25 protein-coding genes are annotated in these 23483 nt (G+C 65.8%); 12 read left to right on the top strand and 13 right to left on the bottom strand.

The genetic code is table 11. The features are described 5' to 3' along the window. Nucleotides 1-2: 2 nt before the first annotated feature. On the bottom strand, nucleotides 3-110 hold the full coding sequence (locus ACQR10_RS12000; RefSeq protein WP_041750859.1) for a hypothetical protein: 108 nt from the start codon (nucleotides 108-110) through the stop codon (nucleotides 3-5). A 180-nt stretch (nucleotides 111-290) separates the two neighbouring features. On the opposite strand from ACQR10_RS12000, the gene ACQR10_RS11995 reads away from it, so the two are divergent. Continuing rightward, on the top strand, nucleotides 291-536 hold the full coding sequence (locus ACQR10_RS11995) for a hypothetical protein (RefSeq protein WP_315714645.1): 246 nt from the start codon (nucleotides 291-293) through the stop codon (nucleotides 534-536). A 226-nt stretch (nucleotides 537-762) separates the two neighbouring features. On the opposite strand, the gene ACQR10_RS11990 is transcribed toward ACQR10_RS11995, so the two are convergent. The 4 genes from ACQR10_RS11990 to ACQR10_RS11975 form a co-directional block, all read right to left on the bottom strand. After that, nucleotides 763-1002, bottom strand: a complete 240-nt coding sequence (locus ACQR10_RS11990; RefSeq protein WP_315737532.1) for a DUF6719 family protein — start codon at nucleotides 1000-1002, stop codon at nucleotides 763-765. A gap of 218 nt (nucleotides 1003-1220) precedes the next feature. Further along, nucleotides 1221-1934: an outer membrane protein gene (locus tag ACQR10_RS11985; RefSeq protein WP_316216006.1), complete on the bottom strand. Its 714-nt coding sequence runs from the start codon at nucleotides 1932-1934 to the stop codon at nucleotides 1221-1223. 283 nt (nucleotides 1935-2217) lie between these two features. Continuing rightward, nucleotides 2218-2664 carry a hypothetical protein gene (locus tag ACQR10_RS11980; RefSeq protein ID WP_434911961.1) on the bottom strand — a complete coding sequence of 149 codons (447 nt, stop codon included), beginning with the start codon at nucleotides 2662-2664 and terminating at the stop codon, nucleotides 2218-2220. A gap of 161 nt (nucleotides 2665-2825) precedes the next feature. Continuing rightward, nucleotides 2826-3167, bottom strand: coding sequence for a hypothetical protein (locus ACQR10_RS11975; RefSeq protein WP_315801034.1), 342 nt, complete (start codon nucleotides 3165-3167; stop codon nucleotides 2826-2828). A gap of 290 nt (nucleotides 3168-3457) precedes the next feature. Here ACQR10_RS11975 and ACQR10_RS11970 point away from each other — a divergent pair, with 290 nt between their 5' ends. Together ACQR10_RS11970 and ACQR10_RS11965 are read left to right on the top strand one after the other, a co-directional pair. Then, nucleotides 3458-4003 (top strand): tetratricopeptide repeat protein, encoded by a 546-nt coding sequence (locus tag ACQR10_RS11970; RefSeq protein WP_315801035.1) that lies wholly within the window; start codon nucleotides 3458-3460, stop codon nucleotides 4001-4003. Nucleotides 4004-4149: 146 nt separating this feature from the next. Next, entirely contained in the window at nucleotides 4150-5538 is a 1389-nt protein-coding gene (locus ACQR10_RS11965) for a serine hydrolase domain-containing protein (RefSeq protein ID WP_434838373.1), read from the top strand. Nucleotides 5539-5645: 107 nt separating this feature from the next. On the opposite strand, the gene ACQR10_RS11960 is transcribed toward ACQR10_RS11965, so the two are convergent. Next, on the bottom strand, nucleotides 5646-7217 hold the full coding sequence (locus ACQR10_RS11960) for a S10 family peptidase (RefSeq protein WP_434848736.1): 1572 nt from the start codon (nucleotides 7215-7217) through the stop codon (nucleotides 5646-5648). Between the two features lie 238 nt (nucleotides 7218-7455). Between ACQR10_RS11960 and ACQR10_RS11955 the strand changes: the two genes are divergently transcribed. From ACQR10_RS11955 to ACQR10_RS11935, 5 genes are all read left to right on the top strand, one after another. Next, the gene (locus ACQR10_RS11955; RefSeq protein WP_315801038.1) at nucleotides 7456-8139 is read left to right on the top strand and encodes a hypothetical protein; all 684 of its coding nucleotides are present in this window, start codon (nucleotides 7456-7458) and stop codon (nucleotides 8137-8139) included. A gap of 18 nt (nucleotides 8140-8157) precedes the next feature. Further along, nucleotides 8158-10305 carry a CHASE2 domain-containing protein gene (locus ACQR10_RS11950; protein WP_434911960.1) on the top strand — a complete coding sequence of 716 codons (2148 nt, stop codon included), beginning with the start codon at nucleotides 8158-8160 and terminating at the stop codon, nucleotides 10303-10305. A 159-nt stretch (nucleotides 10306-10464) separates the two neighbouring features. Then, entirely contained in the window at nucleotides 10465-11244 is a 780-nt protein-coding gene (locus ACQR10_RS11945) for an NAD kinase (protein WP_434911959.1), read from the top strand. 123 nt (nucleotides 11245-11367) lie between these two features. Next, on the top strand, nucleotides 11368-11913 hold the full coding sequence (locus ACQR10_RS11940) for a response regulator (RefSeq protein WP_172107934.1): 546 nt from the start codon (nucleotides 11368-11370) through the stop codon (nucleotides 11911-11913). Between the two features lie 124 nt (nucleotides 11914-12037). Beyond that, nucleotides 12038-12622: an Hpt domain-containing protein gene (locus tag ACQR10_RS11935; protein ID WP_316216002.1), complete on the top strand. Its 585-nt coding sequence runs from the start codon at nucleotides 12038-12040 to the stop codon at nucleotides 12620-12622. A gap of 170 nt (nucleotides 12623-12792) precedes the next feature. On the opposite strand, the gene ACQR10_RS11930 is transcribed toward ACQR10_RS11935, so the two are convergent. The 4 genes from ACQR10_RS11930 to folE all read right to left on the bottom strand — a co-directional run bounded on the left by ACQR10_RS11930 (nucleotide 12793) and on the right by folE (nucleotide 16593). Further along, on the bottom strand, nucleotides 12793-13968 hold the full coding sequence (locus tag ACQR10_RS11930) for a DUF2336 domain-containing protein (protein WP_315801041.1): 1176 nt from the start codon (nucleotides 13966-13968) through the stop codon (nucleotides 12793-12795). Nucleotides 13969-14257: 289 nt separating this feature from the next. Further along, nucleotides 14258-15283 carry a lytic transglycosylase domain-containing protein gene (locus ACQR10_RS11925; RefSeq protein WP_315801042.1) on the bottom strand — a complete coding sequence of 342 codons (1026 nt, stop codon included), beginning with the start codon at nucleotides 15281-15283 and terminating at the stop codon, nucleotides 14258-14260. Nucleotides 15284-15432: 149 nt separating this feature from the next. Beyond that, nucleotides 15433-15858, bottom strand: coding sequence for a phosphoribosyl-AMP cyclohydrolase (gene hisI / locus ACQR10_RS11920; protein WP_315801043.1), 426 nt, complete (start codon nucleotides 15856-15858; stop codon nucleotides 15433-15435). A gap of 27 nt (nucleotides 15859-15885) precedes the next feature. Continuing rightward, nucleotides 15886-16593 carry a GTP cyclohydrolase I FolE gene (gene folE / locus ACQR10_RS11915; protein WP_315801044.1) on the bottom strand — a complete coding sequence of 236 codons (708 nt, stop codon included), beginning with the start codon at nucleotides 16591-16593 and terminating at the stop codon, nucleotides 15886-15888. 227 nt (nucleotides 16594-16820) lie between these two features. Here folE and ACQR10_RS11910 point away from each other — a divergent pair, with 227 nt between their 5' ends. Continuing rightward, on the top strand, nucleotides 16821-17282 hold the full coding sequence (locus ACQR10_RS11910) for an iron-sulfur cluster assembly scaffold protein (protein ID WP_315801045.1): 462 nt from the start codon (nucleotides 16821-16823) through the stop codon (nucleotides 17280-17282). A gap of 134 nt (nucleotides 17283-17416) precedes the next feature. On the opposite strand, the gene ACQR10_RS11905 is transcribed toward ACQR10_RS11910, so the two are convergent. Then, on the bottom strand, nucleotides 17417-18310 hold the full coding sequence (locus ACQR10_RS11905; protein ID WP_315801046.1) for a hypothetical protein: 894 nt from the start codon (nucleotides 18308-18310) through the stop codon (nucleotides 17417-17419). 262 nt (nucleotides 18311-18572) lie between these two features. On the opposite strand from ACQR10_RS11905, the gene yidD reads away from it, so the two are divergent. Continuing rightward, complete coding sequence (gene yidD / locus ACQR10_RS11900) at nucleotides 18573-18923, top strand: membrane protein insertion efficiency factor YidD (RefSeq protein WP_315801047.1); 351 nt, start codon at nucleotides 18573-18575, stop codon at nucleotides 18921-18923. Nucleotides 18924-19086: 163 nt separating this feature from the next. Further along, on the top strand, nucleotides 19087-19299 hold the full coding sequence (locus tag ACQR10_RS11895; protein WP_315801048.1) for a hypothetical protein: 213 nt from the start codon (nucleotides 19087-19089) through the stop codon (nucleotides 19297-19299). Nucleotides 19300-19308: 9 nt separating this feature from the next. Here ACQR10_RS11895 and ACQR10_RS11890 read toward each other — a convergent pair whose 3' ends face one another. Together ACQR10_RS11890 and ACQR10_RS11885 are read right to left on the bottom strand one after the other, a co-directional pair. Then, nucleotides 19309-20547 (bottom strand): hypothetical protein, encoded by a 1239-nt coding sequence (locus tag ACQR10_RS11890; RefSeq protein WP_410051407.1) that lies wholly within the window; start codon nucleotides 20545-20547, stop codon nucleotides 19309-19311. 1 nt (nucleotide 20548) lies between these two features. Then, nucleotides 20549-21922: an APC family permease gene (locus tag ACQR10_RS11885; protein ID WP_316216001.1), complete on the bottom strand. Its 1374-nt coding sequence runs from the start codon at nucleotides 21920-21922 to the stop codon at nucleotides 20549-20551. A gap of 340 nt (nucleotides 21923-22262) precedes the next feature. Here ACQR10_RS11885 and ACQR10_RS11880 point away from each other — a divergent pair, with 340 nt between their 5' ends. Next, nucleotides 22263-23474 (top strand): alpha/beta hydrolase, encoded by a 1212-nt coding sequence (locus tag ACQR10_RS11880; protein ID WP_315801051.1) that lies wholly within the window; start codon nucleotides 22263-22265, stop codon nucleotides 23472-23474. Nucleotides 23475-23483: the final 9 nt, after the last annotated feature.

Raw genomic sequence — 23483 nt, 5'->3', positions numbered from 1 at the left:
GCTCACAGCCAGGCGCACAGCAGCGCCACATTGGCGACGAAGGCGAGCAGCAGCCCAAAGGCGAGCGTCAGCTGGATCCGCCCGCAGAAGATGTGGAGATCGGTTCCCATGGGTTTAACCATCTGGCGATTCTAGCCCCGGAGTCCCACGGATTCTTTTTTCAAAAATTTAGGACTCGTTTACGACTCGGGCGCCCGAAAAGGCCCCTTTCCTGCCTCAGGCGCGCCAGTGTCTCGCTGCACGTGCCGTTCATTCTCGGTTCATCCTTCGCTTCTCCGGAGCTGTTTGGAATGCCCTACGCGCTGTTTTGCAACGACGCCAAGTTGAGCAAGGCCTATCCGACCGAGGGAGACGTCTGGAGGCTGGCGCGGCAGAGTGGGCTGGTGGTGGACGTGATGATCAATGCGCGATCGACCGCGCATCTGCAGCTCGACAATGATTACGAGATCCGGCCCTGCGCCGCCGAGCCCGAGGAAGATCCCTGGCAGAACCGTGCCGAAGCCGAGCAGGAGTTCAACATCCCGTTCGCATCCTGAGCGGCTGCGGCGGAAGCGCGCCTTGGATGATACCATAGGCTCTATGCACGGCTGATCCCGGAGCCTCGGCGTGCCCAGACCGAAGCCGCCGGCAGAAGACATTCACGCATTCATGCCCGTCCGCTCCCGCGGACGACTTGCCTTGATCAAGGATTTTTCGACAGACAGACCCGCGATCAGCGGGCAGCCGGAGCTGCCCGCTGGAAGGTCGCCATGAAGCCCGTTCTCAGGGCGTCGCCGTCGCCAGCGATACCGTTTCGGCCGGAAGGGCGACACAGGCGCGCTTGCGGCTGACGCCGCGGATCGCACCGGTCACCTTCAGCACCTTGCCCGACGGGCAGGACGCGGTTTGCACCAGCGCCACCTCGTAGGGGGCCAGCATCAACGGTTCGGACTTCAGGACGGTCTGGGCGGAGCACGGCAAAACAGCCGCCGACAACAACAGCACGGACACCAAGATACGCATGTGGGATGATCCATCAAACCGGCGGACTGATAATATCAACTGATGGCGAAAGTTTCACGAAGGTTTGAAAATTTTTTCGCACCGCGTGAGCGTCCTCGAAACCATCGCCGGCCACCCGCCGGACAACAACACGCCCGCACCAGACGGCGCGGGCGTGTTGGAATTGAGGCGCGATACGCTCGACCCGGAAGCCGTCGGCCAGGGGCTCGCGACCTCGCTTAGTACTTGCTGGCGGCCGGCCCGCCCCAGCCGAAGCGATAGTTCACGCCGACCTTGACCGTATGCTCGTCGCCGTTGAAGCGGCTGCCCACGACCGGAGCCGGTCCGCCCGTGAAGGTCGTATTGCCGAAATTGTAGTACTGGTATTCGGCCTTGGCCGACCAGTTCGGCGCGAACATGTATTCGAGGCCGGCGCCGACGGTGTAGCCGTCCTTGGTATTGCCGGACGTGGTGAAGCCCGTCGGCACGCCGGCGACGCTCACCCCGAGATTGTTGCCGTCCCGCCAGGCGTAACCGCCCTTGGCGTAGAGCAACGCCGGTCCCCAGGTGTAGCCGAGACGGCCGGTGACCGAGCCGAGCTGGTTGGCGCCGGTCGAGGTCACGACCGTCGCCCCCGGGAAGCCGAAATTGGTCGTGTTGCGGTCCATCCAGCTGTACTGGGCCTCGATGCCGAGCACCCAGTTCGGGGCAAACTGGTAGTCGAAGCCACCCTGCACGCCGCCGAGAAAGCGCCCGTTGTTGCCTTCCAGGCTGTTGTTGCCGGCGAAGGCGCCGCCGAGGTGACCACCGAGATAGAAGCCGGTCCAGTTGTAGATCGCCTGAGGGGGCGTGTAGACCGGCGCCTTGGTGTAGGTGCGCGGAGGCATGTCGGCGGCGAAAGCCGGGGCAGCCAAGGTGGTCAAGGCCACTGCACTGATCAAAAACCGCTTCATGGGACGTCCCCGTTATTCGTTTGCGACATCTATCGAACATCATGGCCGCATTTGGGTTGCCCGGCGGCGGTGACGCAGCTGTGATTGCTGCTGCGGTGTCACCAGAGGGCAACAAAGGCCTTTTGTTCCATAGGCTTCCCGAATATTTCGTGAAGCTGACGCCTCGCCCGACATTTGGTCGCCGCAAGGCGACAAAGCGTTCGGCCCGTCCCTGATTTGTGATCGGACGAACCGCTTGGCAAGGCGCTGCGACGACGTGGCAGGCCGTCGAAAACGCCGCGGCCTAACGCGTGAGGCCGGCCAGCTCCGGGAATGGCGTGTAGGTCGACCCGGCGCAGAGCTCGCCGGCATCCTCGACCAGGCGGTCGAACCGGCCGTCGACGAACACCGCCGCCCGCTCCTGCGCCGGACGGTAGCTGCCGTCGGACTCGCGCGCCGCATAGCGGAGACAGCTCACATAACGCAGCCGGCCACCGACCGTCCGTTGCACCGGCTCCGCCATGACGCCGTCGCGCACCCCGACCGGATTGTTCAGGTAGGTCCTCAGATAGGACAGGATCTCGCTGCGGTGGTTGGTCGGAAACGGCTGGCTGCCGACGCCACGATCACCGGTATAGGCGATGCCGCGATTGTCCTCGCTCATGAACGCGGCCGGACCGCCGCTCGCGCAGCCGGTCAACAGCAGCGCCAGCACGGTCGCCGGCCACCAGCTCGATCTCCCCATCCCCACGGCGCCCAACTCTTGCAAGCCAATCCCGCGGTCGTTCTAGCTCAAAGCCGACACCCGGGAAATCCGTCCCGGCTCACGCCTTCGTCAAGCCGCGACCGCCGGAGCACTCTGGCGCTCCGGCGGTCGACGATCAGATCTGGCTTGGCCAGGCCGTGGCCGGATCAGCCGCGGCGGGTCGCCGGCGTCACGCGCTTGAGGCTCACCTTGTTGTGATGGCTGAGATGCGCGACGTGGCGATGCTTGTGGCGGACAAGCGAGGCATGCGGCTTGGTCTTCGTCTTGCCGACGGTGGGCTTCATCTCGTTGGCCTTGTCGCCGGCCTGCATCGCGCCCGGCTTGGTGGCGTCGGTCTTGGCCGCATCGGTCTTGCTCACATCGGTCTTCGCGGTGCCAGTGGTCTGGCTGGACTTCGCGGACGTATCGGTTTTTGCAGGACCAGCGGCGAACGCGGGCGCAGCCAGGATCGACGCGGCGAGCAGCGCAACAGACATTGACTTCAGCATGGTCATCTCCGTGATGTGAAGATCTGGAGGCACCATCCAGTCCGGATAGGCTCGTGATCATGGAGACGACGATAGGGAACCGGCACTGAACCCACCCTGAAGTAAAGCGGTGTTTTCAGTTCATGGACATGAAGGGATAGTCATCGAGGTGACTGGTCTGTCATCATGTCGTCCGTATAATGCACCGATCGCGGCGCAAAATCCGCGCAAATGGCCGGGAATATTTCGCAGCTGCGGGAGTTCTTCTCCGTACGCAGTCACCTGTTGGATCGACAACTCGGGAGATACGAATGAAAAAGTCTGCGATCAGGATTGCCACGCTGGCTCTGTTCTCGATGGCCGTGGCCTCCGGGCCGCTGCTTCTGTCGAAGGCCTATGCCGCGGGCAGCGATACCCCGTCTGCGCCGCCGGCGTCGGATTCGGGCAAGAAGAAGAAGGACAAGAGCTCGAGCATCGAAGATCCGAAGTTCCTGGCGGCCTATCGCACGGCCTACACCTCGATCTATGATCGCGGCGACTACACCACCGCGATCCAGCAGCTCAAGGCGCTGAACCGCGAGGACGTCGCCGACGTCGCCAACCTGATCGGCTACTCCTACCGCAAGCTCGGCAACTACCAGGCCTCCAAGCAGTACTACGAGCAGGCCCTGGCGGATGATCCGAACCACGTGCGCACCTGGCAGTATTACGGCCTGTGGCAGCTCGAACAGGGCAACCGCGAGCAGGCCAAGTACCACCTCGACAAGGTCGCACAGCTCGCCGGCACCAACAGCCCCGAATATCGTTCGCTGGCCGACGCGCTGGAGAAACAGCCGGGCACCGGCCTCGTCTACTGACGGCGCGATCGGAGCAGCTCTGATCTCGACAGTGGCGCAACCCGAAAGGGTTGCGCCATTTTCGTTTGTCCCATGTCCCTCGTCCGCTATGGATAGGATGTCTCGCAGTTCATTTTCATCACGTCTTTTGGACAGGAGATTGCCTCGTGGAGCCCTGGCTTGGCGCAGCACTCGATTACATCAAGGATTGGCTGGCCTTTCAGGTCGCGGTCTCCGAGCAGCCCGGCTGCATCCTTGCGATCGCCCATCGCGGTGAGATCGTCCTGGAGGCGGCCTACGGCCACGCCAATCTCGACAGCGGCGAGAAGCTGACGCCGCGGCACCGCTTCCGCATCGCCTCGCACACCAAGGCGTTCACCGCCGCAGCCCTCATGCGCCTGCGCGAGCAGAAGCGGTTGAAGCTCGACGACACCGTCGGACAATACGTCAAGGATCTGCATCCGGACGTCGCCGCGGCCACGCTGAACCAGCTGCTGTCGCACACGGCGGGCCTGATCCGCGACGGCAAGGATTCCGGCCAGTTCACCGACGGCCGCTCCTATCTCGACAAGGATGAGCTGCTGGCCGAGCTGAAGCTGCCGCCGGCGATCGATCCCAACAGCCGCTTCAAATATTCCAACCACGGCTACGGCCTGCTCGGCCTGGTCATCGAGGCGATCACCGGCGAGCCCTACCCGACCTGGCTGCAGCGCGAGATCATGACGCCGCTGGCCTTGCGTGAAAGCGCGCCGGACATGACGCTGCTTGGCAAGGGCATCCCGTTCGCGCGCGGCCATTCGCGCACCGTCCCCGTGGGCCGCCGTGTCGTGATTCCCGGCGACAATCCGACCAACGCGATCATGGCCGCCGCCGGTGTGGTCGCGACGGCAGCCGACACCGCCCGCTTCTTCGCCCAGCTCGCCCCGAACGCGAAGAAGAGCCTGCTGTCGGTCGCGAGCCGGCGCGAGATGATCCGGCGGCAATGGCGCGTGCCCCAGGACGTCGAAGAGGCCTATTACGGCCTGGCGCTCATGAGCGGGACGACCGCCGGCTTCGACTGGTTCGGCCATGGCGGCGGCTTTCAGGGCTACATCTCACGCACCTCGGTCATTCCCGCGCGCGACATCACGATCACCGTGCTGACCAATGCCGTCGACGGCTGGGCGCCCGGCTGGGCCAATGGCGTCAAGTTCATCCTGCAGGCCTTCGCCACCCATGGCGCACCGTCGCGCAGGACGCGCGATTGGACCGGCCGCTGGTGGACGCTGTGGGGCGCCGTCGATCTCGTCCCGTTCGGCGAGAGGGTCATGGTCGCCAATCCGGTGTTCATCAACCCGTTCCTCGATGCCGCCCGCATCGAGGTGACCGGACGCGATACCGGGCGCATCGTGCACGCGGCCGGCTATGCCAGCCATGGCGAGGCGGTCAGGCGAGTCCGCACCAAGTCCGGCGTCAGCGAGATCTGGCTCGCGGGCGCACGGGTGCGGCCCGAACGCGTGGTGAAGGCCGAGATGGAGCGGAAATATCCGAAAGGGCGCCGGAAGAAGGACGCGTAGGCGCAAACATGGTGCGTAGCCCGGGTGAGCGCAGCGATACGCGGGTTCTCGCACCCAGCTCGTGTGAACCCGGATATTGCTGCGCTCATCCGGGCTACTTGCTTGGCCTACTTCATCAGCGCCTCGGCCTCGCCGCGGAACGCTTTGCGCGCGTCGTCGCGGGAATAGAACATGTGCCCGCCGGGATAGACCACGAGCTTGACCCGCGGCGGCCGCGCGAAGGCGGGCAGCTGGTCGAGCAGGATCTTCGAGCCGTAATACGGCGTGGCGAGATCGAACAGGCCGTGGCCGACCAGCAGCTTGAGCTTGGGATCGAGCGCGAGGATCTGCCGGAGCTCGGCGGTGGACTCCGGCGGGCTGGTGCCGCGGCCGAAATCCCATGACCGGTTCACGGCTCCGCTCAGCAGCTCATAGGAGCCCTCGGGGCGCCAGTTCAGCTTGCGCGTCGTCAGCTCGACCGCCGCACTGGTCAGCGGCGCAGTGAGTACGTCACCCGATGGATCGGAGCTGCGCGACCGACTCGAATCCGGATAGGGATCGATGCCGAGCACCGAGCCGTCATAGCGGCCGGTGATGCGGCCGTTCTTGCGGTCGAACTCGCGGCGAAACTCCGAGACGTCGAAGCGCCCGGCCAGCCTGCGGCTGACCGCCTGGTCGATGCCGGTCAGGCTCGCGACCTTGTCGGCGAGCCGATTGGTTGCTTCCACATCGGCCTCGCCCTTGACGAGGTCGAGCAGGAACTCGCCGCTGGCGTAACGCTCGACGTCGGCAAGATCGGCGCGGGTCACCGGCCCCTTCAACTGCTTGGCGACGGCGGCATAGCTCGGCAGGCTCGCGACATATTGCATCAGGCTCGAGCCGGAATAGTCGCGAAAATCCATCAGCGGCGACAGCAGGATCAGGCCGCTGATGCCGATGCCCTGGTCATGCTGCAGGTTGTTGACGATCTTCGGACCGCGAATGCCGCCATAGCTCTCAGCCGTGATGAACTTGGGCGATGCGAGACGGTCGTGCTTCTCCAGCCAGCGACGCACCACGAGCGACAGCGAACGCACGTCGCCATCGACCGAGAAGAACCGTTTGCGCACCTCGTCGCCGGTCGCGACGAAACGGCTGTAGCCGGTCCCGACGGGATCGATGAACACGAGATCGGTAAAGTCGAGCCAGGTGTCTGCATTCGGCATCAGCTCCGGCTTCGACGAGGGCGTCACGCTGGCCGCATCGATACCGATCCGCCATGGACCGGCATTGCCGAGTTGCAGATAGGCGGATGAGGCGCCAGGGCCGCCGTTGAAGAAGAAGGTCACCGGGCGGCTGGCGCGATCGGCGCCATCGAGCTGATAGGAGGTGTAGGCGATGTCGGCCTGCGGCTCGCTCTTGTCGTCGAACAGGCGGATCGAACCGGCAGTCGCCGTGAACGACAGCGTGCGGCCGGGCAGTTCGAGCTTCTGCGTCGTGGTGGAGTCCGGCGGCAGCTTGTGCTGCTCGGCGGTCGATGCTGAGCCGGGCGGGCTCGCGGCGCGATTTCCAGCCGAGCCGGTGCGATGTGACCCCGGCGCTGCGGCGTCCTGCGCCGCCGGTGGCGCGTCCTCGGCGTGCAGGGCCGGCCCGGCGAGCACTGTCGTCAAGGCCAAGACCATCAGACCGGGCCACGCGACGGACGATCTCAAACCTGCCATCAGCTCACTCCCTCGACCAGGCGGTTGGCGTAACTCGCCATTTCTGCAAGCGCATGAACCGCGGCTTGGGAGCAAGCTCAAGCAACTCTTCCGTGATCCAGGTCACATCAGCACCCGTGCCTGGTCCCCTCAGGTGTGTTATGGGCTCGAACCTCTCCAGCGCTTCCGACGTCCCATCACCGGGACACCCAGGTTTGGGACAAGAGGCGCGCCGCCGATCGCGATCACGGAGTTCATCATGAAGTTGCCGACGCTCATCATCGCAGCCCTCACCGGGCTCGCCGGACCGGTCGTGATTGGACCGCCGGCGGCCTGGGCCGGCCCGCCGGCGGCGCTGGTCGAGGACGTCCAGGGGGATGTGGCCGGCGCCGAGCTGATGGACTATGTCGCGCCCGGCCAGGTGATCAAGCTTGGCCCGGATGGCGCCGTGGTGATGAGCTACCTCAAATCGTGCCGGCGCGAGACGGTCAACGGCGCCGGCAGCGTCACCGTCGGCCCCGGCGAAAGCACGGTCGACGGCGCGACGCTCAAGAGCGACATCGTCAATTGCGACGCCAGCCACGCACAGGCCACCTCGCGCGAGACCAGCGAGGTCGCGGCCACGATCGTGCGCAGCGTCGGACCGGACAGCGCACCGGTGGCGCAGGCGATCATCTACAGCGCGTCGCCCATCTTCGAGGCCAAGGGCCGCGGCACGCTGGTCGTCGAGCGCCTCGACCAGCCCGGCGAGCGCCAGCAGGTCGAGCTCTCGGGCCGGCAATACAAGGGACGATTCTACGATTTCGCCGGCACCAGCCACCCGCTCACGCCCGGCGGCACCTATGTTGCGAGCTTCAGCAACGCGCGGATCGTGTTCAAGGTCGACGCACAGGCCAAGGCGGGGCCTGGACCCGCGGTCGGGCGATTGATCCGGTTCAACTGAGACCGAAGGCTTTTATCGGTGGCGATCGGACGCCGGACGCGCGACGCCATTGCCGTCATCGCCATCGCGCTGGCGTGCGCGGGCCTGTTCGTGTCGCCAGTCTTCGAGCGCGGCCGTGGCCTGTCGCTGGATGCGCTGACATGGCTGCGCTTCGAGACCTTCGGCAACCGTCACGATGCGGCGGCGAGTCCGGCGGTGGTGATCGCGGTCGACGAGGAGAGTTACCAGGCGCCCCCCTTCAAGGGTGCGCCGCTGTTGACATGGACCGGCGAGATCGGCCGCGTGATGACGGCCGTGCTCGATGGCGGCGCCAAGGTGGTCGGCTTCGACATCGTGTTCCAGACATCGATCGAGCAGTCGGAGATTCCGCTCGGCGACAGCACCCTCGGCGAGAAGACGCGCGGCTTCGATCGCGACTTCCTGCGCGCGCTCGCTGCCGCGGCCGCCGGCGGCAAGGTGGTGCTGGGCGAGATCTTTGCCGAGCCGCCGATCCTGCCCGCGCCCGGCCAGCGCATCGCGGTGCGCCAGCAGCAGAATCTTCGTCCGCTCAACACCTATACTGACAGCGACGATGTCGTCCGCCGCCATCCGCTGACGCTGTCGGTCGACGGCAAGGCAGTCCCGAGCATGGCGCTGGAACTGGCGGGGCGCGCAACCGGCACCGCGCCGCTCATTGCCGCTGACGGCGTCACACTCGGTGCGTACAAGGTGCCCGGCAGCGTGCCGAGCACCATGACCCTGAATTTTGCCGGCGGCGCCCAGGACATTCCGACCTACTCGTTCGCCGACTTGCGCGCCTGCGCGCTGAAAGGCGACAAGGACTATTTCCGCCGCGAGTTCGCCGGCAAGGTCGTCCTGCTCGGCACCGTCGGGATCGAGGATCGGCGGCTCACCTCGAAGCGCTTCGCAACCCGTGCCGAGGGCGCGCGGCGGCCGCGCTGCGTGCTGGACGAGCGCAGGATCGCCGAGACGTTCGCCCGCAGCACCATTGCCGGCGTCTACATCCACGCCACGGCGGTGAACAATCTGGTGCGGCAGGACGCGGCAACCGAACTCGGACGCCCTGCGATCTACGCCATCGCCGCAACCATCGCGCTGCTTGCCGCGCTGCTCGCCCGACTGCTGCGGCCCGCCTCCGCAGCGGCCATCCTGGCCGTGGCCGCCCTGCTCTACACCGTGCTCGCAACCGCTCTCTTCGACCATGCCTACGCGCTGCCCCTGGCGGAGCCGCTCGCAGCGGGCGTGCTCGCGCTGGCAGCGACCACCGGCTATCGCTTCATGGTCACCGACAAGGACCGCAGGCTGCTGCAGAAGAGCTTTGCCTATTACCTCGCACCGCACGAGATCGACCGCATGCTCGCTTCGCGCCGGCTGCCGCAACTCGGCGGCGAGACCCGCGAGGTCACCGTGTTCTTCTCCGACATCGAGGGCTTCTCGCGCCTCGCCGAGCAGATGACGCCGGAGCAGCTCATGGCCCTCACCAACGAATATCTCTCGGCCATGACCGACGTCATCGAAAGCCACGACGGCTATGTCGACAAATACATCGGCGACTCCGTGGTCGCCGTGTTCGGCGCTCCGCTCGACGATCCCGATCATGCGCGCAGCGCGGCGCGTGCGGCGCTCGACTGCAAGGCGAAGCTCGCCGAGCTCAACAATACGTCGACGGCGTTCCAGGGCATCAAGGTGGCGCAGCGCATCGGCATCAACAGCGGCGCCGCGCTGGTCGGTAATTTCGGCTCGCAACGCCGCTTCAACTACTCCGTCATGAGCGACTCAGTGAACGTGGCCTCGCGACTCGAGGGCGCCAACAAGTTCTACGGCACCACGATCATCGCCTCCGAGAGCACGGTCGCGCTTGCCGGCGCCGACTTCGCCTGGCGCGAGCTGGACACCATCCGCGTCAAGGGTCGCGAGCAGTCGCTGAAGATCTACGAGCTGCATGGCCGCGCCACCGAGCTCGCGCCGGAGGAACAGGTCCTGCTCACCGGCTATGCCACCGGCCTCGCGCATTGGCGCGCCGGCGAGCTGCCGCAAGCAGCCGACTGTTTCGGGCGAGGCGCACCGAGCGATCCTCCGAGCCGCCTCTTCGCCGAGCGGGTGAAGGCAACCTTGGGGACCGGCTCCCCCTCCTGGGATCCCGTGCGCAGCCTGCAGGAAAAATGACGCCCCGATGACGTCCGCGCGTGCGCGCAGTCCGGGCACATCAGCCTCATCCCGGCCCCATTGCCCCAGGATACCGGCCGCGATGGACAAGCACGGGCAAGGTCGGCTAGACGACACGGCGCCTGTTACCGGCCAACCGACCAGCGAGCCCTGCGACGCATGACCACGTCCAAGCGATATGAGCGGATCGCCTTCGTTGCGAGTCCGAGCGCCGAGGCCCACGCCGCGCTGACGCAGCTCTCCGCGCTCTATGGCAACTCCGATCCGGACCTGGCGGACGTCGTGGTCGCGCTCGGCGGCGACGGCCTGATGCTGCAGACGCTGCACGACCACATGCGCTCGGGCAAGCCGATCTACGGCATGCATCGCGGCACGGTCGGCTTCCTGATGAACGAATTCAGCACGATCGATCTGCATGGACGGCTCGAAGCGGCGCAGGAATCGGTGATTCATCCGCTGCTGATGCGGGCGACGGATGCCGCGGGCGTCGTTCACATCCACCACGCCATCAACGAGGTCTACCTGTTCCGCCAGACGGCACAGACCGCGCGGCTGCGCATCCTGATCGATGAGCGCGAGCGCATGCCGGAGCTGATCGCCGACGGCGTGCTCGTCGCGACGCCCGCGGGCTCCACCGCCTATAATCTCTCCGTGCAGGGCCCGATCCTGCCGATCAACGCCGCGCTGCTGGCGCTGACGCCGATCAGCGCGTTCCGGCCGCGGCGCTGGCGCGGCGCCCTGCTGCCGAACACCGCCTATGTGATCATCGAGGTGCTCGAAGGCGACAAGCGGCCGGTCGCGGCGGTGGCCGACCATGACGAGGTCCGCAACGTCCAGCGGGTCGAGGTGCTTTCCGACAAGACGATCTCGATGCGGATGCTGTTCGACGCCGGCCACAGCCTGGAAGAGCGGATCCTGAGCGAGCAGTTCGGCTACTGACATCTCGGTTGTCCGCGCCTTTTTGCGCCTCGGCCGCCCCGCGCAACGCTTTGTTAACCCGCGGCTCCGTATGGTTAATGCGCGTTGACCACCTTCACCGGTGATCCCTCCGGGCCGGCCCAAATGTATCGCATCGACTTCAACAAGCTGCGCTTTCTCGTCTGCGACGACAACCCGCACATGCGCCGCATCCTGCGCACATTGCTGCATTCGTTCGGCGCCCGCGAGGTCAACGAGGCCGAGGACGGCGCGACCGCTCTCGAGATGTATACCCATTTCTCGCCTGATATCGTCATCACCGACTGGGCAATGCCGATCTTCGACGGCCTCGAGCTCGCGCAGATGATCCGGCAGCCGGAGGCCAAGGGCAATCCCTACGCGCCGATCATCATGCTGACCGGGCATTCGGAGAAGCGCCGCGTCACCGTCGCGCGCGACGCCGGCGTGACGGAATTCCTCGCCAAGCCGATCTCGGCCAAGGGCCTGTATCAGCGCATCCTCAACGTGGTCGCCAATCCGCGGCCCTTCATCAAAACCAAGACCTATTTCGGCCCGGACCGGCGCCGCAACACCAACACGGCCTATATCGGGCCCGAGCGCCGGATCGGCGGCGAGGCGGAGATCTTCCAGCAGCCGTCACTTCTGGATAAAGCGCGCTCCGCAGTTTAGGGGCGCGGCAGTGAGCCGGCGTTAACGCAATCCGGGGATCGGCGCCCAGCGCTCCAAGCTCCTCGGCTATGAATCGGGGCGATGCGTCGAACTGCGTCGGTCGGCATCATCAGGGGATATCGAGATGGCAAAAGACAAGGCCCCGGCGATCCAGGTCAAGACCTACGCCTCGCATCACGTCATCACCCAGCCCAATCCGCTGAAGAAGGTGCTGCGTCGCGCCGAAGAGAAGGATCTCGACGATCCGATCGCGCGCGCCGAAGCCGCGCTCGAAGGGCTGTCCGGCGAGTTCAAGTCGTGGATGGACACCGAGGCCGATCGCCTGACGAAAGCCTATGCAGCAGTCCTCAAGACCGGCTTCGACGACGATGCCTGCGAGGAGATGTTCCGCGCGGCACACGACATCAAGGGCGACGCCGCGACCTTCGGCTATCCCGCCGCCGCCGAGGTTGCCGACAGCCTTTGCCGGATCATCGAGCACGCGCCGGATCTCGAAAAGGTCCCGGCCGAGCTGTTCGAGCATCACGTCAACGCGATCCAGGCGATCGTGCATGATCATACGAAGTATGACAGCGCGACGGTCGCAGGCGAACTGAGCCGCCGGCTGCGCCGCGTGGCGGACGACTATCTGATCCAGGTCAACCGCAACCGGCCGGAGCATCTCGAAGCGATCCTGGCGCCGAGCCTCGTGCCGAGCGATCAGCCGTAATCGGATGGCGATCACGTAGGATGGGCAAAGCGCCGCCGCAAAGCGGCGGTCGCGTGCCCATCATGGATCGGCGGTCTTTGCAGCAAGTCGGTGGGCACGACGCCCCCGCGCGCTCGAACGTGGCAATATCTGCGACGCGCCTTTGCCTACGCTACGGCAGCGCACACGGTTCACGCCGCGATCAGTCCGAACTCCAGCCCGGCGACGAAATCCTCGGCCATCACCTCGTCGCAGAACTCACGGGCCTCGTCGCGCGCGGATTCGGTGGCGAAGCGGCGCAGCAGGATCAAGAGCGGCGCCGCCGCGTCGCGGTCGGTGGCGCAATGGGTGAGCACGCGCTCCACCATCTTGCGGCGCAGGATCGCTGCCCCGCTCAAGGTGTCGGCAAAGCCGTTCTCGCGGCAGACCTCGAGCGCGATGCTGAAGGCGTCGAAGGTGGTGTCGGGAATGCCCGCCTTGCGCAGCAGCCCCTGCAGGCTGGCGCGGCCGCGATCGTTGAGCAGCGCCGCCACCCGCGCCCGTGGCATGTCGGCGAGCTCCGACAGCGCGATCTCGAACAATTCGACATTGCCGGAGAGCAGCGCGCGCAGGATCAGACCCGCGGTGAGTTGCGAGGTTGCGCGCAGATGCTGGACCAGCCCGCGCAGCTCCTCGCCGCGCGAGCGCGCCGCGATGGTGATGGTCGAGCGGTCGCGCGCCTCATTGGTGATGCGCCCTGCCCTGTCGGCGCTGAGCCAGTTCCTGGCGACCACGAACTGCGCCAGTGTCTCTGAGAGCTTGTCGACCAGCGCCGCGCGCGTCGCGGCCGGCAGATCGTCCAGCACCAGCATCGCTTCGCGGATGGCGGCGAGATGGCCGTGACGCTCGACGATGCGGTCCCAGGAAAACGGCGCCAGCTCGGCATAAGCATTCTCGATCAGCTCGAGCGCTGCAGCGGCGCTGCCGACCTCGGCGATCGCTGCGCACACCGGCGCCGGCAGGCCGACGCGGCGCGCGATCGCGCATTGGGTTTCGGAGTTACCAGTCGCGACGATGTCGACGAGGTCGGCATCGATCAGCAGCGGCGAATATTCGAGGATGATGGCGGCGACAGAAGCCTGGTCGGTGGCGAGCGCCTGGACGATGGCGGCCGGCGCCTCCTCCGAGCGGGCGAACACCTCCGCCATCGCCTGCCGCACCAGCGGCGACGGATCGTCCAACAGCATAAGGAGCGCGCCCTCCGCGGCGCCGCGATCCTCGTCGCAGAGATCCGACAACAACCACGCCCGCGCGAGCGCCCTGGTGGCCTCTGCCCGCTCACCGGCGGGTGCGGTTCTGACCCAACTGAGAAACTGCCGAACGATCATGGTCTTTCCGGCTTACGCAACTTGCAGACAAAGGCCACGAGGGCCTCAACAGCACCGAAAATAAACCACGACGCTTAACAAAGCGTTCACCATAAGTAGCTGGTTTTGTTGATGTTTTGTTAAGGCGACAGGTTGTTTCTATACTATGATACCACTCAACGCCTCATTTGGCCGTAATCCGACGGGGGAAATGCGGCCGCCGCCGACGGTGCGAGCCGCGGCGGGACGCCAAAAATAGTTCTTTTTCATCAATGGTTCAGCGACGCGTGCGACCGCCTGCGCCGGCGCATTAGCCCGAGAAGGTGCCGTGCGGATCGCTGAACAGGTCGAGCCTGCGCTGACCATTGCCGCTGGCATCGTTGCTGCCGCCCTCCGGCGGGGTCGCACTGGCAACCGATGAATGGCCCCACAACTCGCGCACGGTTGGCGAGACCGCCTGGCTCGACTGGCCGTCGACCTGGAATAGCGAACGAAACATCGGATCCGCCGGACGGTTGACGGCCGATGCGTCGGCCGTCGTCGAGGCGCCGGCCCGGGATGAGCCGCGCGCATCCGGAAACATCGACAGGAAGGTTGCGGTGTCGGTCGTCGGTAGCGCGCCGCCGCCGGCCGCATTGGCCGCGACATTCGTCCCACCGTAGAGCGCAAGCGCGCCCCGGGTGGCCGAGGAATTGGCGGCGCCGGCATAGCGCGTGTTCAGGACTGCATAGACCTGGGACACGCTGCGGGCTTGTCCGTCGCGATCGTAGAAGATCGGCCGGTTGGCCGCGGCGGCACCGGGAAACATCTGCGTAGCCGATGCGTTCGGCGTCTCCCGGGCGCTGGTGATCAGCTTCGCGGCGCCGCCGACGCCCATGAAATGCGCCATGTAGAGCTCGGCATCGGTCGGCCGGCGGCCGATCTTGCCGGTGAGCTGGAAGCTGTTCGATTGCGTGAGCGCAGCGGCCATGGCGGACGACGCCTGCGGGTCGTCGCGCAGCTTCATGATCGCCTGCCGCATGGCGGGATCGCTGACCGTATAGTCGCCCGACGATGTCCGGGTGATCGCGTCGGCATATTGGCCGTAGCCGAGATCGGCGCCGGCTTCCTTCACCGTGCCCAGCCAGGTCTGGTCGATGAACTGGTAGAGCCCGCGCGCTGACGACGTCGAGGCGCCGGCGGTCGGATTGAAGTCGGACTCCATCTTGGCGGTCGACAGCAGATATTCGAAGCTGGTGCCGACGCTGTCGGCGGCCTGCTTGATCGCGCCGGCGACCTTCGCCCGGACGCCATCGAGGAAACCGGTGGACGAGGAGTTGGATGCGTCGACCGACATGGGAAGACCCGCTGTTTGCAGATTCGCTGGCAGACGAACGCGCCGGAAACGTCCGGCAAAATGCGGCGGGTATGGTTAATGGCGGGTTAATTCGCTGGGCCCGGCCGGGCCAATGAACGACAGGACAGACCCGGAGGAAGGTCGCTGGCCTACTTGCGATAGACCTCGGCCGGATCGAACAGCCGGTCGGCCTCGACAAACACCAGCCGCGCGCCCTCGCCCTCAGCCCGCTCCACCTTGCGATAGAAGCAGGAGTGGCGGCCGGTGTGACAGGCCGCGCCGGTCTGCTCGACGCGCAGCCAGACCGCGTCCTGGTCGCAATCGGTGCGCATCTCGACCACGCGCTGGGTCTGGCCCGAGCTCTCACCCTTGCGCCACAACGCATTGCGCGAGCGGCTGAAATACCAGGCTTCGCCGGTTGCCACCGTCTTGCGCAGCGCCTCCTCGTTCATGTGGGCGACCATCAGCACGTCGCCGCTCACGGCGTCCGTCGTCACGCACGTGACGAGGCCGGCCGCGTCGAACTTGGGCAGGAAGGCCAAGCCCTCCTCGCGCTCGACTGAGGATGAGGACACGAAACTCTCGCTAAGATGTTGCTGGTCTTACCGTTGCGGCGAGCGCACCATCGACAGGAAGCGCCCCTGCTCGGCCGGATTGTCCCTGAACATGCCGGTGAAGCGGCTGGTGAAGGTGATGGCGCCGTGCTTGGCGACGCCGCGCACCGACATGCAGGTGTGCTCGGCCTCGATCATGACAGCGACGCCGCGCGGCTTCAGCACCTCGTCGATCGCAGCCGCGATCTGGGCGGTCAGATGCTCCTGGGTCTGCAGGCGGCGGGCGAAGATGTCGGTCAGGCGCGCCAGCTTGGACAGGCCGACGACACGCTCGACCGGCGTATAGGCGATATGCGCGCGGCCGTAGAAGGGCATCATGTGATGCTCGCATTGCGACGTGAACTCGATGTCGCGAATCAGGACGAAGTCGTCGTAGCCGGCGGTCTCGCCAAAGGTACGGTCGAGCACCTCGGCCGGGCACTGGTGATAGCCCTGGTACAGCTCGTCATAGGCCTCGACGACCCGGCGCGGCGTATCGACCAGCCCTTCGCGGGTCGGATCCTCGCCGATATAGTTCAGGAGCGTGTAAACCGCGGCCTCGGCTTCGGCGCGCGACGGCCGTGGCCGGTCCGGCCGCACGGCAGCAGCAAGAAAATCGGCAGGATCGAGCTCTGCAGCGCGGGGGTCGGTCAGCTTGGCGTCTAACGGCTTGCCCTCGGGCTTGGTGGTGCGCAGCGTCTTGATCAAAGTGTCCATCTCAACTCCGTTCGACCGGTCGGCGGTCCGACCGGAGTGTCACCGGCACAGCATCACCTTGAGGGCGTCACCTGCAGAGGCGCCACACGCAGGCTTGGCGCCTCTGGCGCCGGACGCCTGTGGATGTGGCTGGAATTCCTGCCAATCGTTTCCATATACTCGCAATATAGGGCGATGAAACCCGGCCGCCAAGGCCGCCACGCCGGTAATTCCGGGACGTCAGGCACATGCTGAACGACATCTACAACAAGCGCATCATCGAGCTGGCCGGCAACATTCCGCGGCTCGGACGGCTGGACCACCCGGACGCCACCGCCACCGCCCATTCCAAGCTCTGCGGCTCGACCGTCAAGGTCGACCTCAAGATGGATGGGCCCGTGGTGACCGACTTCGCCCACGACGTGAAAGCCTGCGCCCTCGGCCAGGCCTCCTCCTCGATCATGGCCCGCCACGTTATCGGTTCCAGCGCCGCGGAGCTGCGCGAGCTGCGGGAGACGGTCCGGAGGATGCTGAAGGAAAACGGCGCGCCGCCGGAGGGCAAATGGGCCGACATCGCCCTGCTCGAGCCCGTCCGGGATTACAAGGCCCGCCACGCCTCGACGATGCTGACCTTCGATGCCGTGGTCGATGCCATCGGCCAGATCGAGGCGAAGGCCAACGGCGCGGAGCCGGCCGCCGCCCAGGGCTGAGGCAACGCCGCTTCCCGCCCGCGCGAGCAGAATGACCGATCCGTAGCCCGCATGAGCGCGGCGACATGCGGGAGCAGTATTTCGACACGCCGATTCTTGGCGCGAGGCCCGGCTCACCCAGGCGACGTCGATGCCTATTGCTGTGGCGTCGCGGCGACGGTCGCGGGCGGCAACGCCTCGGCGGTACGCGACAGTTGCGCCTTGTCCAGCGCAACGGGGAAGCGGTCCTGCTGCTTGTCCTTGGCCTGCGGCTTCGGCGCGAGCTCGGCGACCGGTGTCGTGCCCTTCGGCGGCAGCACCTCGGCGATCAGATCCGTGGTCACGACATTGGTGAGCCGCAGTTCGGCGCGCGACAGCTCATGCAGGTCTTCCCACGGCGGCACGTTCAGCGCCAGCGACAGCAGATCGCCCGCTCCACCCATGTCGAAGGTGTATTTGGCGAGACGCCCGATGTCGCGCTCGACGATCATCAGGTCCTGCGCCGTGTAGCTCGCCGCCTTGGCGTCGTCGGCGCGGTCTCCCATCCAGATCTGGTGGACGCGGACATGGGCCGCATCCGGAACATAACGCGTGGTTCCGGCCAGCAGCAGGAACACGCACATCGACTCGCAATAGGCCTCGGGCATGACCCGCGGCCGATCACCCCCGCGGCTCGGGCGTTGGGTCATGCCGACGGTGGTGCGCATCTTCAAGCCGCGGAACCGGCGGCCCAAGGTGATCGCGTCATTGACGGAGCCGCCGCTGGAATCGAGCACCAGCGTGGTGCCAGTCAGGTCGCGATCCCTCGCGAAATCCTCGAAATCCTTCGGCGTATCGCCGGTGACGATCCCGACCGCGCTGACCCAGCCGCAATTCGGCTCGCAGGCGACCCAACCAAACCGCATCGGGAGTTTGCGCTCTTCGAGCGCGCCGCCGGCGCGCGCCGTGTTTGACATGATGGTGATCGCGCCACCGACCACCATCCCAAGCGCTGCAACACCGAGTAGCATCCAGCGCAATTCACGCGACCGCAGCAATCTCACGCGCAATCCGTCCCCCTCGTCAAGCTCGGTACGCAGTTCCTCGGTTTTCTTGCGGAAAGACCTGACAACTTGGCCTCAAATCCGTTATTAGTCTGTCACATCCTTGCCGAGAAACGTATCCGGGCAATCACCTACCGTCCAGCTGCGGCGTGCTGCGACGCCGCTGAAAACCGGCCATTGTTGCATCACATCACCACAAATGACCGAGAGCCGGGTTCCCTGCCGAGGAACCGGTCAGAAGCTCGCCCATCCATCTTGCATCGCGCTCATGAAGCACTCATGCTCTGACATCGGCTGCCATTCTGCGCACATCGGGTCGCTGCTGGCCCGACTCCCGCGGCGCGCTGCTCATGCGCTGATCTGGCTGTATCGCCACACATTGTCGCCACTGGTCGGCTACAATTGCCGGCATCTGCCGACCTGCTCGGTCTATGCCGATGAAGCCATCGAACGCTTCGGGCTCTGGGCGGGTGGGTGGATGACACTCGCTCGGCTGCTGCGCTGCCAGCCCTTTGGCACCTCGGGCATCGACAACGTCCCAACGACGGCTCCCGTGCGCGCCCGCTGGTACCTGCCGTGGCGCTACGCGCGATGGCGCGGCGTCAACGGCCCGGACTGATGTGCAGCGCAACAGACGCCTCGCCCGTCGATTGATCTGCAGCAAAAGGGCCTGGCGAAATCTGTAGTCAGGCTTATTCTTACGCCAAGAGCCGGCGCTCCCAGCAGGAACCGCGCTGCCTCGGCCTGCATTGATGTGACGCTTCCTTCGGGAGGAGACAACGATGCGCTGGACAATCAGTCCCAGAAGCAACCGATCGCGCAAGAGCATCGGTCCCGACCATGCCGACCACCACGATGCCCGTCAGGTGGACCTGCTCTGCATCATCGCTTTGTTGATCGTCATTGTCGGTGCCTGGCGCTATCTCGCCGACAGCACCGCCCTGCCCCCGCCGACGACGTCCTACATCGTGCCCAGCCAGAGCGTGCACTGGTGAGATTCACCCCTACCATCTCGGCCAAAAGATGAAATCGTCGCGCCGCGGCGGCGGATAGAGAGGAACGGGCTCCGGCGTCCGCGGCACGCGCCGGGCGCGCGGCGGCGGCTGATAATCCGTCTCTGGAGGGGCGCTCGCTTCGGCCGACACCGTCGCGTCGGCAGGAGGCGATCTCACCGCGAGCAGGACATTCGATTCCCGCGTTCGCCAGCGATAGCCGATCCCGAACTCCAGCGGCTGCGCACGCTCGAACAGCTTCGCATAGCTCCTCTGGTACATGTCCGGAAACTTGTCGATCGGCCCGGCGTAGCGTCCGAACGGCAGGAAACGCCAGGCCCGCGCCTCATAGCTCGCGAGCGGGATGCCGGAATCATCCTGGACGACGGTCGCACTGTTCTTGAGCAGCCAGCTGCGGACCCGTCCGAAGCCGTTCTCATGCAACAGATAGGACGCGCTCTTCAGCAGGCTGTCGCCTGGCCCCAGCGGCTCGCAGAACTTGAGCAGCCCACTCGCCTTCACGCCGGAATCGGAGAGATCGGTGGAGAAGTAATAGAGCGTCTTCACGACCCCGTCGGCGCCGGCGAACAGAATACGCGCGCCCTTTGTCGCATTGCGCGCCGGCGGCTCGGAGTTGCCGTGCAATCCGCCGTTCTCGTCCAACCAGATCAGGCTCGCCTCGCGGATCGTCTTGCCGGTGCGTGCCAGGAACACGTAGAGGATCGGCAAGGTCCCTTCGAGCTCGCCTTCGCGCAGGTCGACCTTCATGTCCTTGGTGATGAAGAAGGAGAAGCTCAGGATCGACTGCAACGAGCGTTCGACATAGGACAGTGCCGGGCCAATGCCGCCGCGCGGCAATCTGGACAGGTCCGGGATCGGGCCGGTTGGCTCGAGCGCCGCCAGGACATAGGTCGTTGCCTTCGGGTGAAAGGCGTCGGCATAGAGAAAATCCGGCCCCGAGAAGAAATAGAACATCGCCGGCTGCGGGGCCGTCAGATTGGCATCCGTCCAGGCCCTGATCTTCGACAACTGCCGCTGCTCGAGCTGATTGAAGGCGTTGTCGAAGAAAGCCGCGTGCCGCCGCCACGCCGGATCCTGTACGAAGGGCGCAAGTGGCGAGCCCGCCGCCGGCGCCATCCCCGCCAGCACCCGCGCCGTATCGTCCGGCGTGACGGACTGAGCCCGAGCCTCGAAGCTCGGGGCAAGCATCAGACATGCGACGGCGAACCAGACTCTCGAGACCCACAGCATTTCAATCCGAACCCGATGCGAGCGTTGCGGCGACACGGCGCGACCGCGCGTGAGCGAACCAATAGATCACCAGTCCCGACGCCATTGCGCCTGCGCCGAGCCCTGCCTGCAACGGCCGCGTCATGACGAGATAGTACATCATGAAGAAGGTCACGCTGAGGAAGATCAACGGCGTGACCGGATAGCCCCAGGCGCGATAGGGTCGCGGGAGGTCCGGCTGCGCGATGCGCAGCTTGAACAGTCCAAGCACAGCGAGAAACGAGCAGGACAAGAGCGAGAACTGGACCAGGTCCAGCACCGCCTCAAAGCTCTCCGTGAACAGCATCAGGGTGGCCACCGTGAGCTGGAACAGGACGGCATAGGCCGGCGCGCCGTTGCGCGAGCGCCGTGCGAACACCGACAGCGCCGGAATGTCCTCGCCCATCGTCATCAGCACGCGCGGGCCGATCCACATCATCGCGGCGATGGAAGGAACCAGTCCGATGCAGATCATCGCGGACACGAAGCGGCCGCCGGCTTCGCCGAAGATATGACTGCCCGCGATGCTTGCGACCTGGAGCTGGCCCGCGAGCGCGTCCATCGGTGCAGCCCGCAGGAAAACCGCGTTGAGCGCAATGTAGAGCTCCAGAACGATCACGGTGCCCAGCAGCAGCGCGCGCGGCAAGGTTCGCTCAGGCGCATGCAACTCGCCGATGATGTAGGTCGCCGCGTTCCAGCCGGAGAACGCGTACATGACGAAAACCAGTCCAGTCGCGAACGCAGCGCTCGTCACGTGGCCGAGATCGGTCGCGGCCGGCAGGAACGTCACCGGTTGCGGGGCGGCAATGGTATAGCCGGCGATCAGGAAGGCGGTGATGAGCCCGAGCTTCAGCACGGTCGACAACAGCTGGAAGCGGCTCGACTGCCTGATGCCGCCGAGTTGCACTGCCGTCACGAGCCAGACTGCGCCCGTGGCGAGCAGCATCGGCGGAGCGCCCGGGATGACGGCACGGCCATATTCTCCGAACGCCATGGCCGCGAGTGCCACGGGCGCTGCGAAGCCCACGGTCGCCGAGACCCACCCGGCCATGAAGCCGATCGCCGGGTGGAACGCCCGCGTAAGCAAATTGTACTCGCCGCTGGAGCGAGGAAACATCGTGCCGAGTTCGGCGTAGGCCAGCGCCCCGCAGATCGACACCAGTCCGCCCACCGCCCACAGCGCCAGGATGGAGAAGCCGGATGGGATGTCGCGGACCTGGAAGCCGAGGCTGGTGAAGACGCCGACCCCGATCATGTCGGCGATGACGATGGCGGTCGCGACCGGCAAGGACACGGATGGAACCCGGTCGCCGTCCGCCCGGCCCAGGCTGGGATCGTCCGCCTCGGATGCAGCCATTTCGTCGAGGGACGCCGTGCGCCCCTTCCTCTGCCTCAGCCCAGGTTCCCGCCGAAGCATTCAAACATCGTTAACGGGCGTTAAATATGACCTTCCTCAAGGGTATTTTTGAACCGATTTCGGCCGGGCCAGGCTGCGGCATTGCATCGGGCGGCCAAACGACCCACAATCGCGACACGTTCGCGTGGTGTGTCCCGGTGCGCCCGGGGTTGACCGGACACGATCCTTAACGCGACCTCAATTTCGGCGGCGCAGGTTGAACGAAATCCGCTGGTTGAAGAGCCGCGTTGGGGCTCGAACGCGTCTTTGGGGACGGATGATCGGGGAACACCAGAACGTCATGAGGTCTGTGCGCCAGGGCTTGCGCCTGTGGTGGCGCGCGGCATCGGCGCTGGCAATCTGTCTTTCCGTCACGCATTGCGGCAAGGCGCCGAATCCCGAGGCGTTGGCCGCCAACGCATCGACGGCCCAGGGGCTGACCTTCGACGACCGTTTTCCGGTACCTGAATTCAGCGACCGCTTCCCGTCCGCGCAGGAGAGCTTCCGGCTTCACACGCCCTCCGACTTCGCTTCGAAGCCCGCGCCCTCTCAGATCGCATCGCTGGAGCCGCAACGGCCGGAACGGCGGCAGCGTGAGGATCTGACGACCCTCGTCAGCATGAAGTCGTCGGCCTTTCCCTATTTCGGCAACAACCCAGCCTCCGACGCGCCGTTCCTGAACGTCAGCAACGGTGAGCGACGCGGCCACCGCAGCTTCTCCGGCCGCGTCTACTGGCAGGACCAGACCTACAACGACAGCCGCGTGCTGGTGCACGTCCCCGAACAGTTCGATGTGCGCAAGCCGGGCGTGATCGTCGTGTTCTTCCACGGCAACGGCGCCACGCTGGAGCGCGACGTGCGCGACCGCCAGTTGGTGCCGCAGCAGATCACGGCGGCCGGCGTCAACGCGGTGCTGCTCGCGCCGCAGATGGCCGTCGACGCCGCCGATTCGAGCGCCGGCAAGTTTTGGCAGCCCGGCGGCTTCAAGCGCTTCATGGACGAGGCTGCGGCCAGCCTCGCCCGCCTGACCGGCGATCCGGCGAGCGCGAAGACCTTCGCCGGCATGCCCATCGTGATCGTCGGCTACAGCGGCGGCTTTCTCCCTACGGCCTGGAGCCTCGAGGTCGGCGGCATCAGCGACCGCGTGCGCGGCGTGGTGCTGCTCGATGCGGTCTATGGCCAGCTCGACAAATTCGCCAACTGGATCGAGCGCAACCGCTCCGGCTTCTTCATCAGCTCCTACACCCGCTATACCGCGCGGCATGATCAGGAGCTGATGACCATGCTGCGCAATCGCGGCATCGAGGTCTCCGAGGGCATGGACCGGCCGCTGCGGCCGGGCAGCGTCGTCTTCGTCGAGACCGACGAGGGCATCACCCATCGCGACTACGTCACGCAGGCCTGGACCCGCCAACCGATCAAGGACGTGCTGATGAAGATGGCGGCCGCCCAGCCGCCGATCCGGATTGCGGCCGGAGCCCAGGATAGTTCGAACCGTGTGTCGAGCCGCTGAGCGGGCGGC

Origin of the sequence: Bradyrhizobium sp. HKCCYLRH2060 (assembly GCF_051168135.1) — a bacterium.
Lineage (GTDB): Bacteria > Pseudomonadota > Alphaproteobacteria > Rhizobiales > Xanthobacteraceae > Bradyrhizobium.
This window is presented reverse-complemented; position numbering and strand designations above follow the sequence as displayed.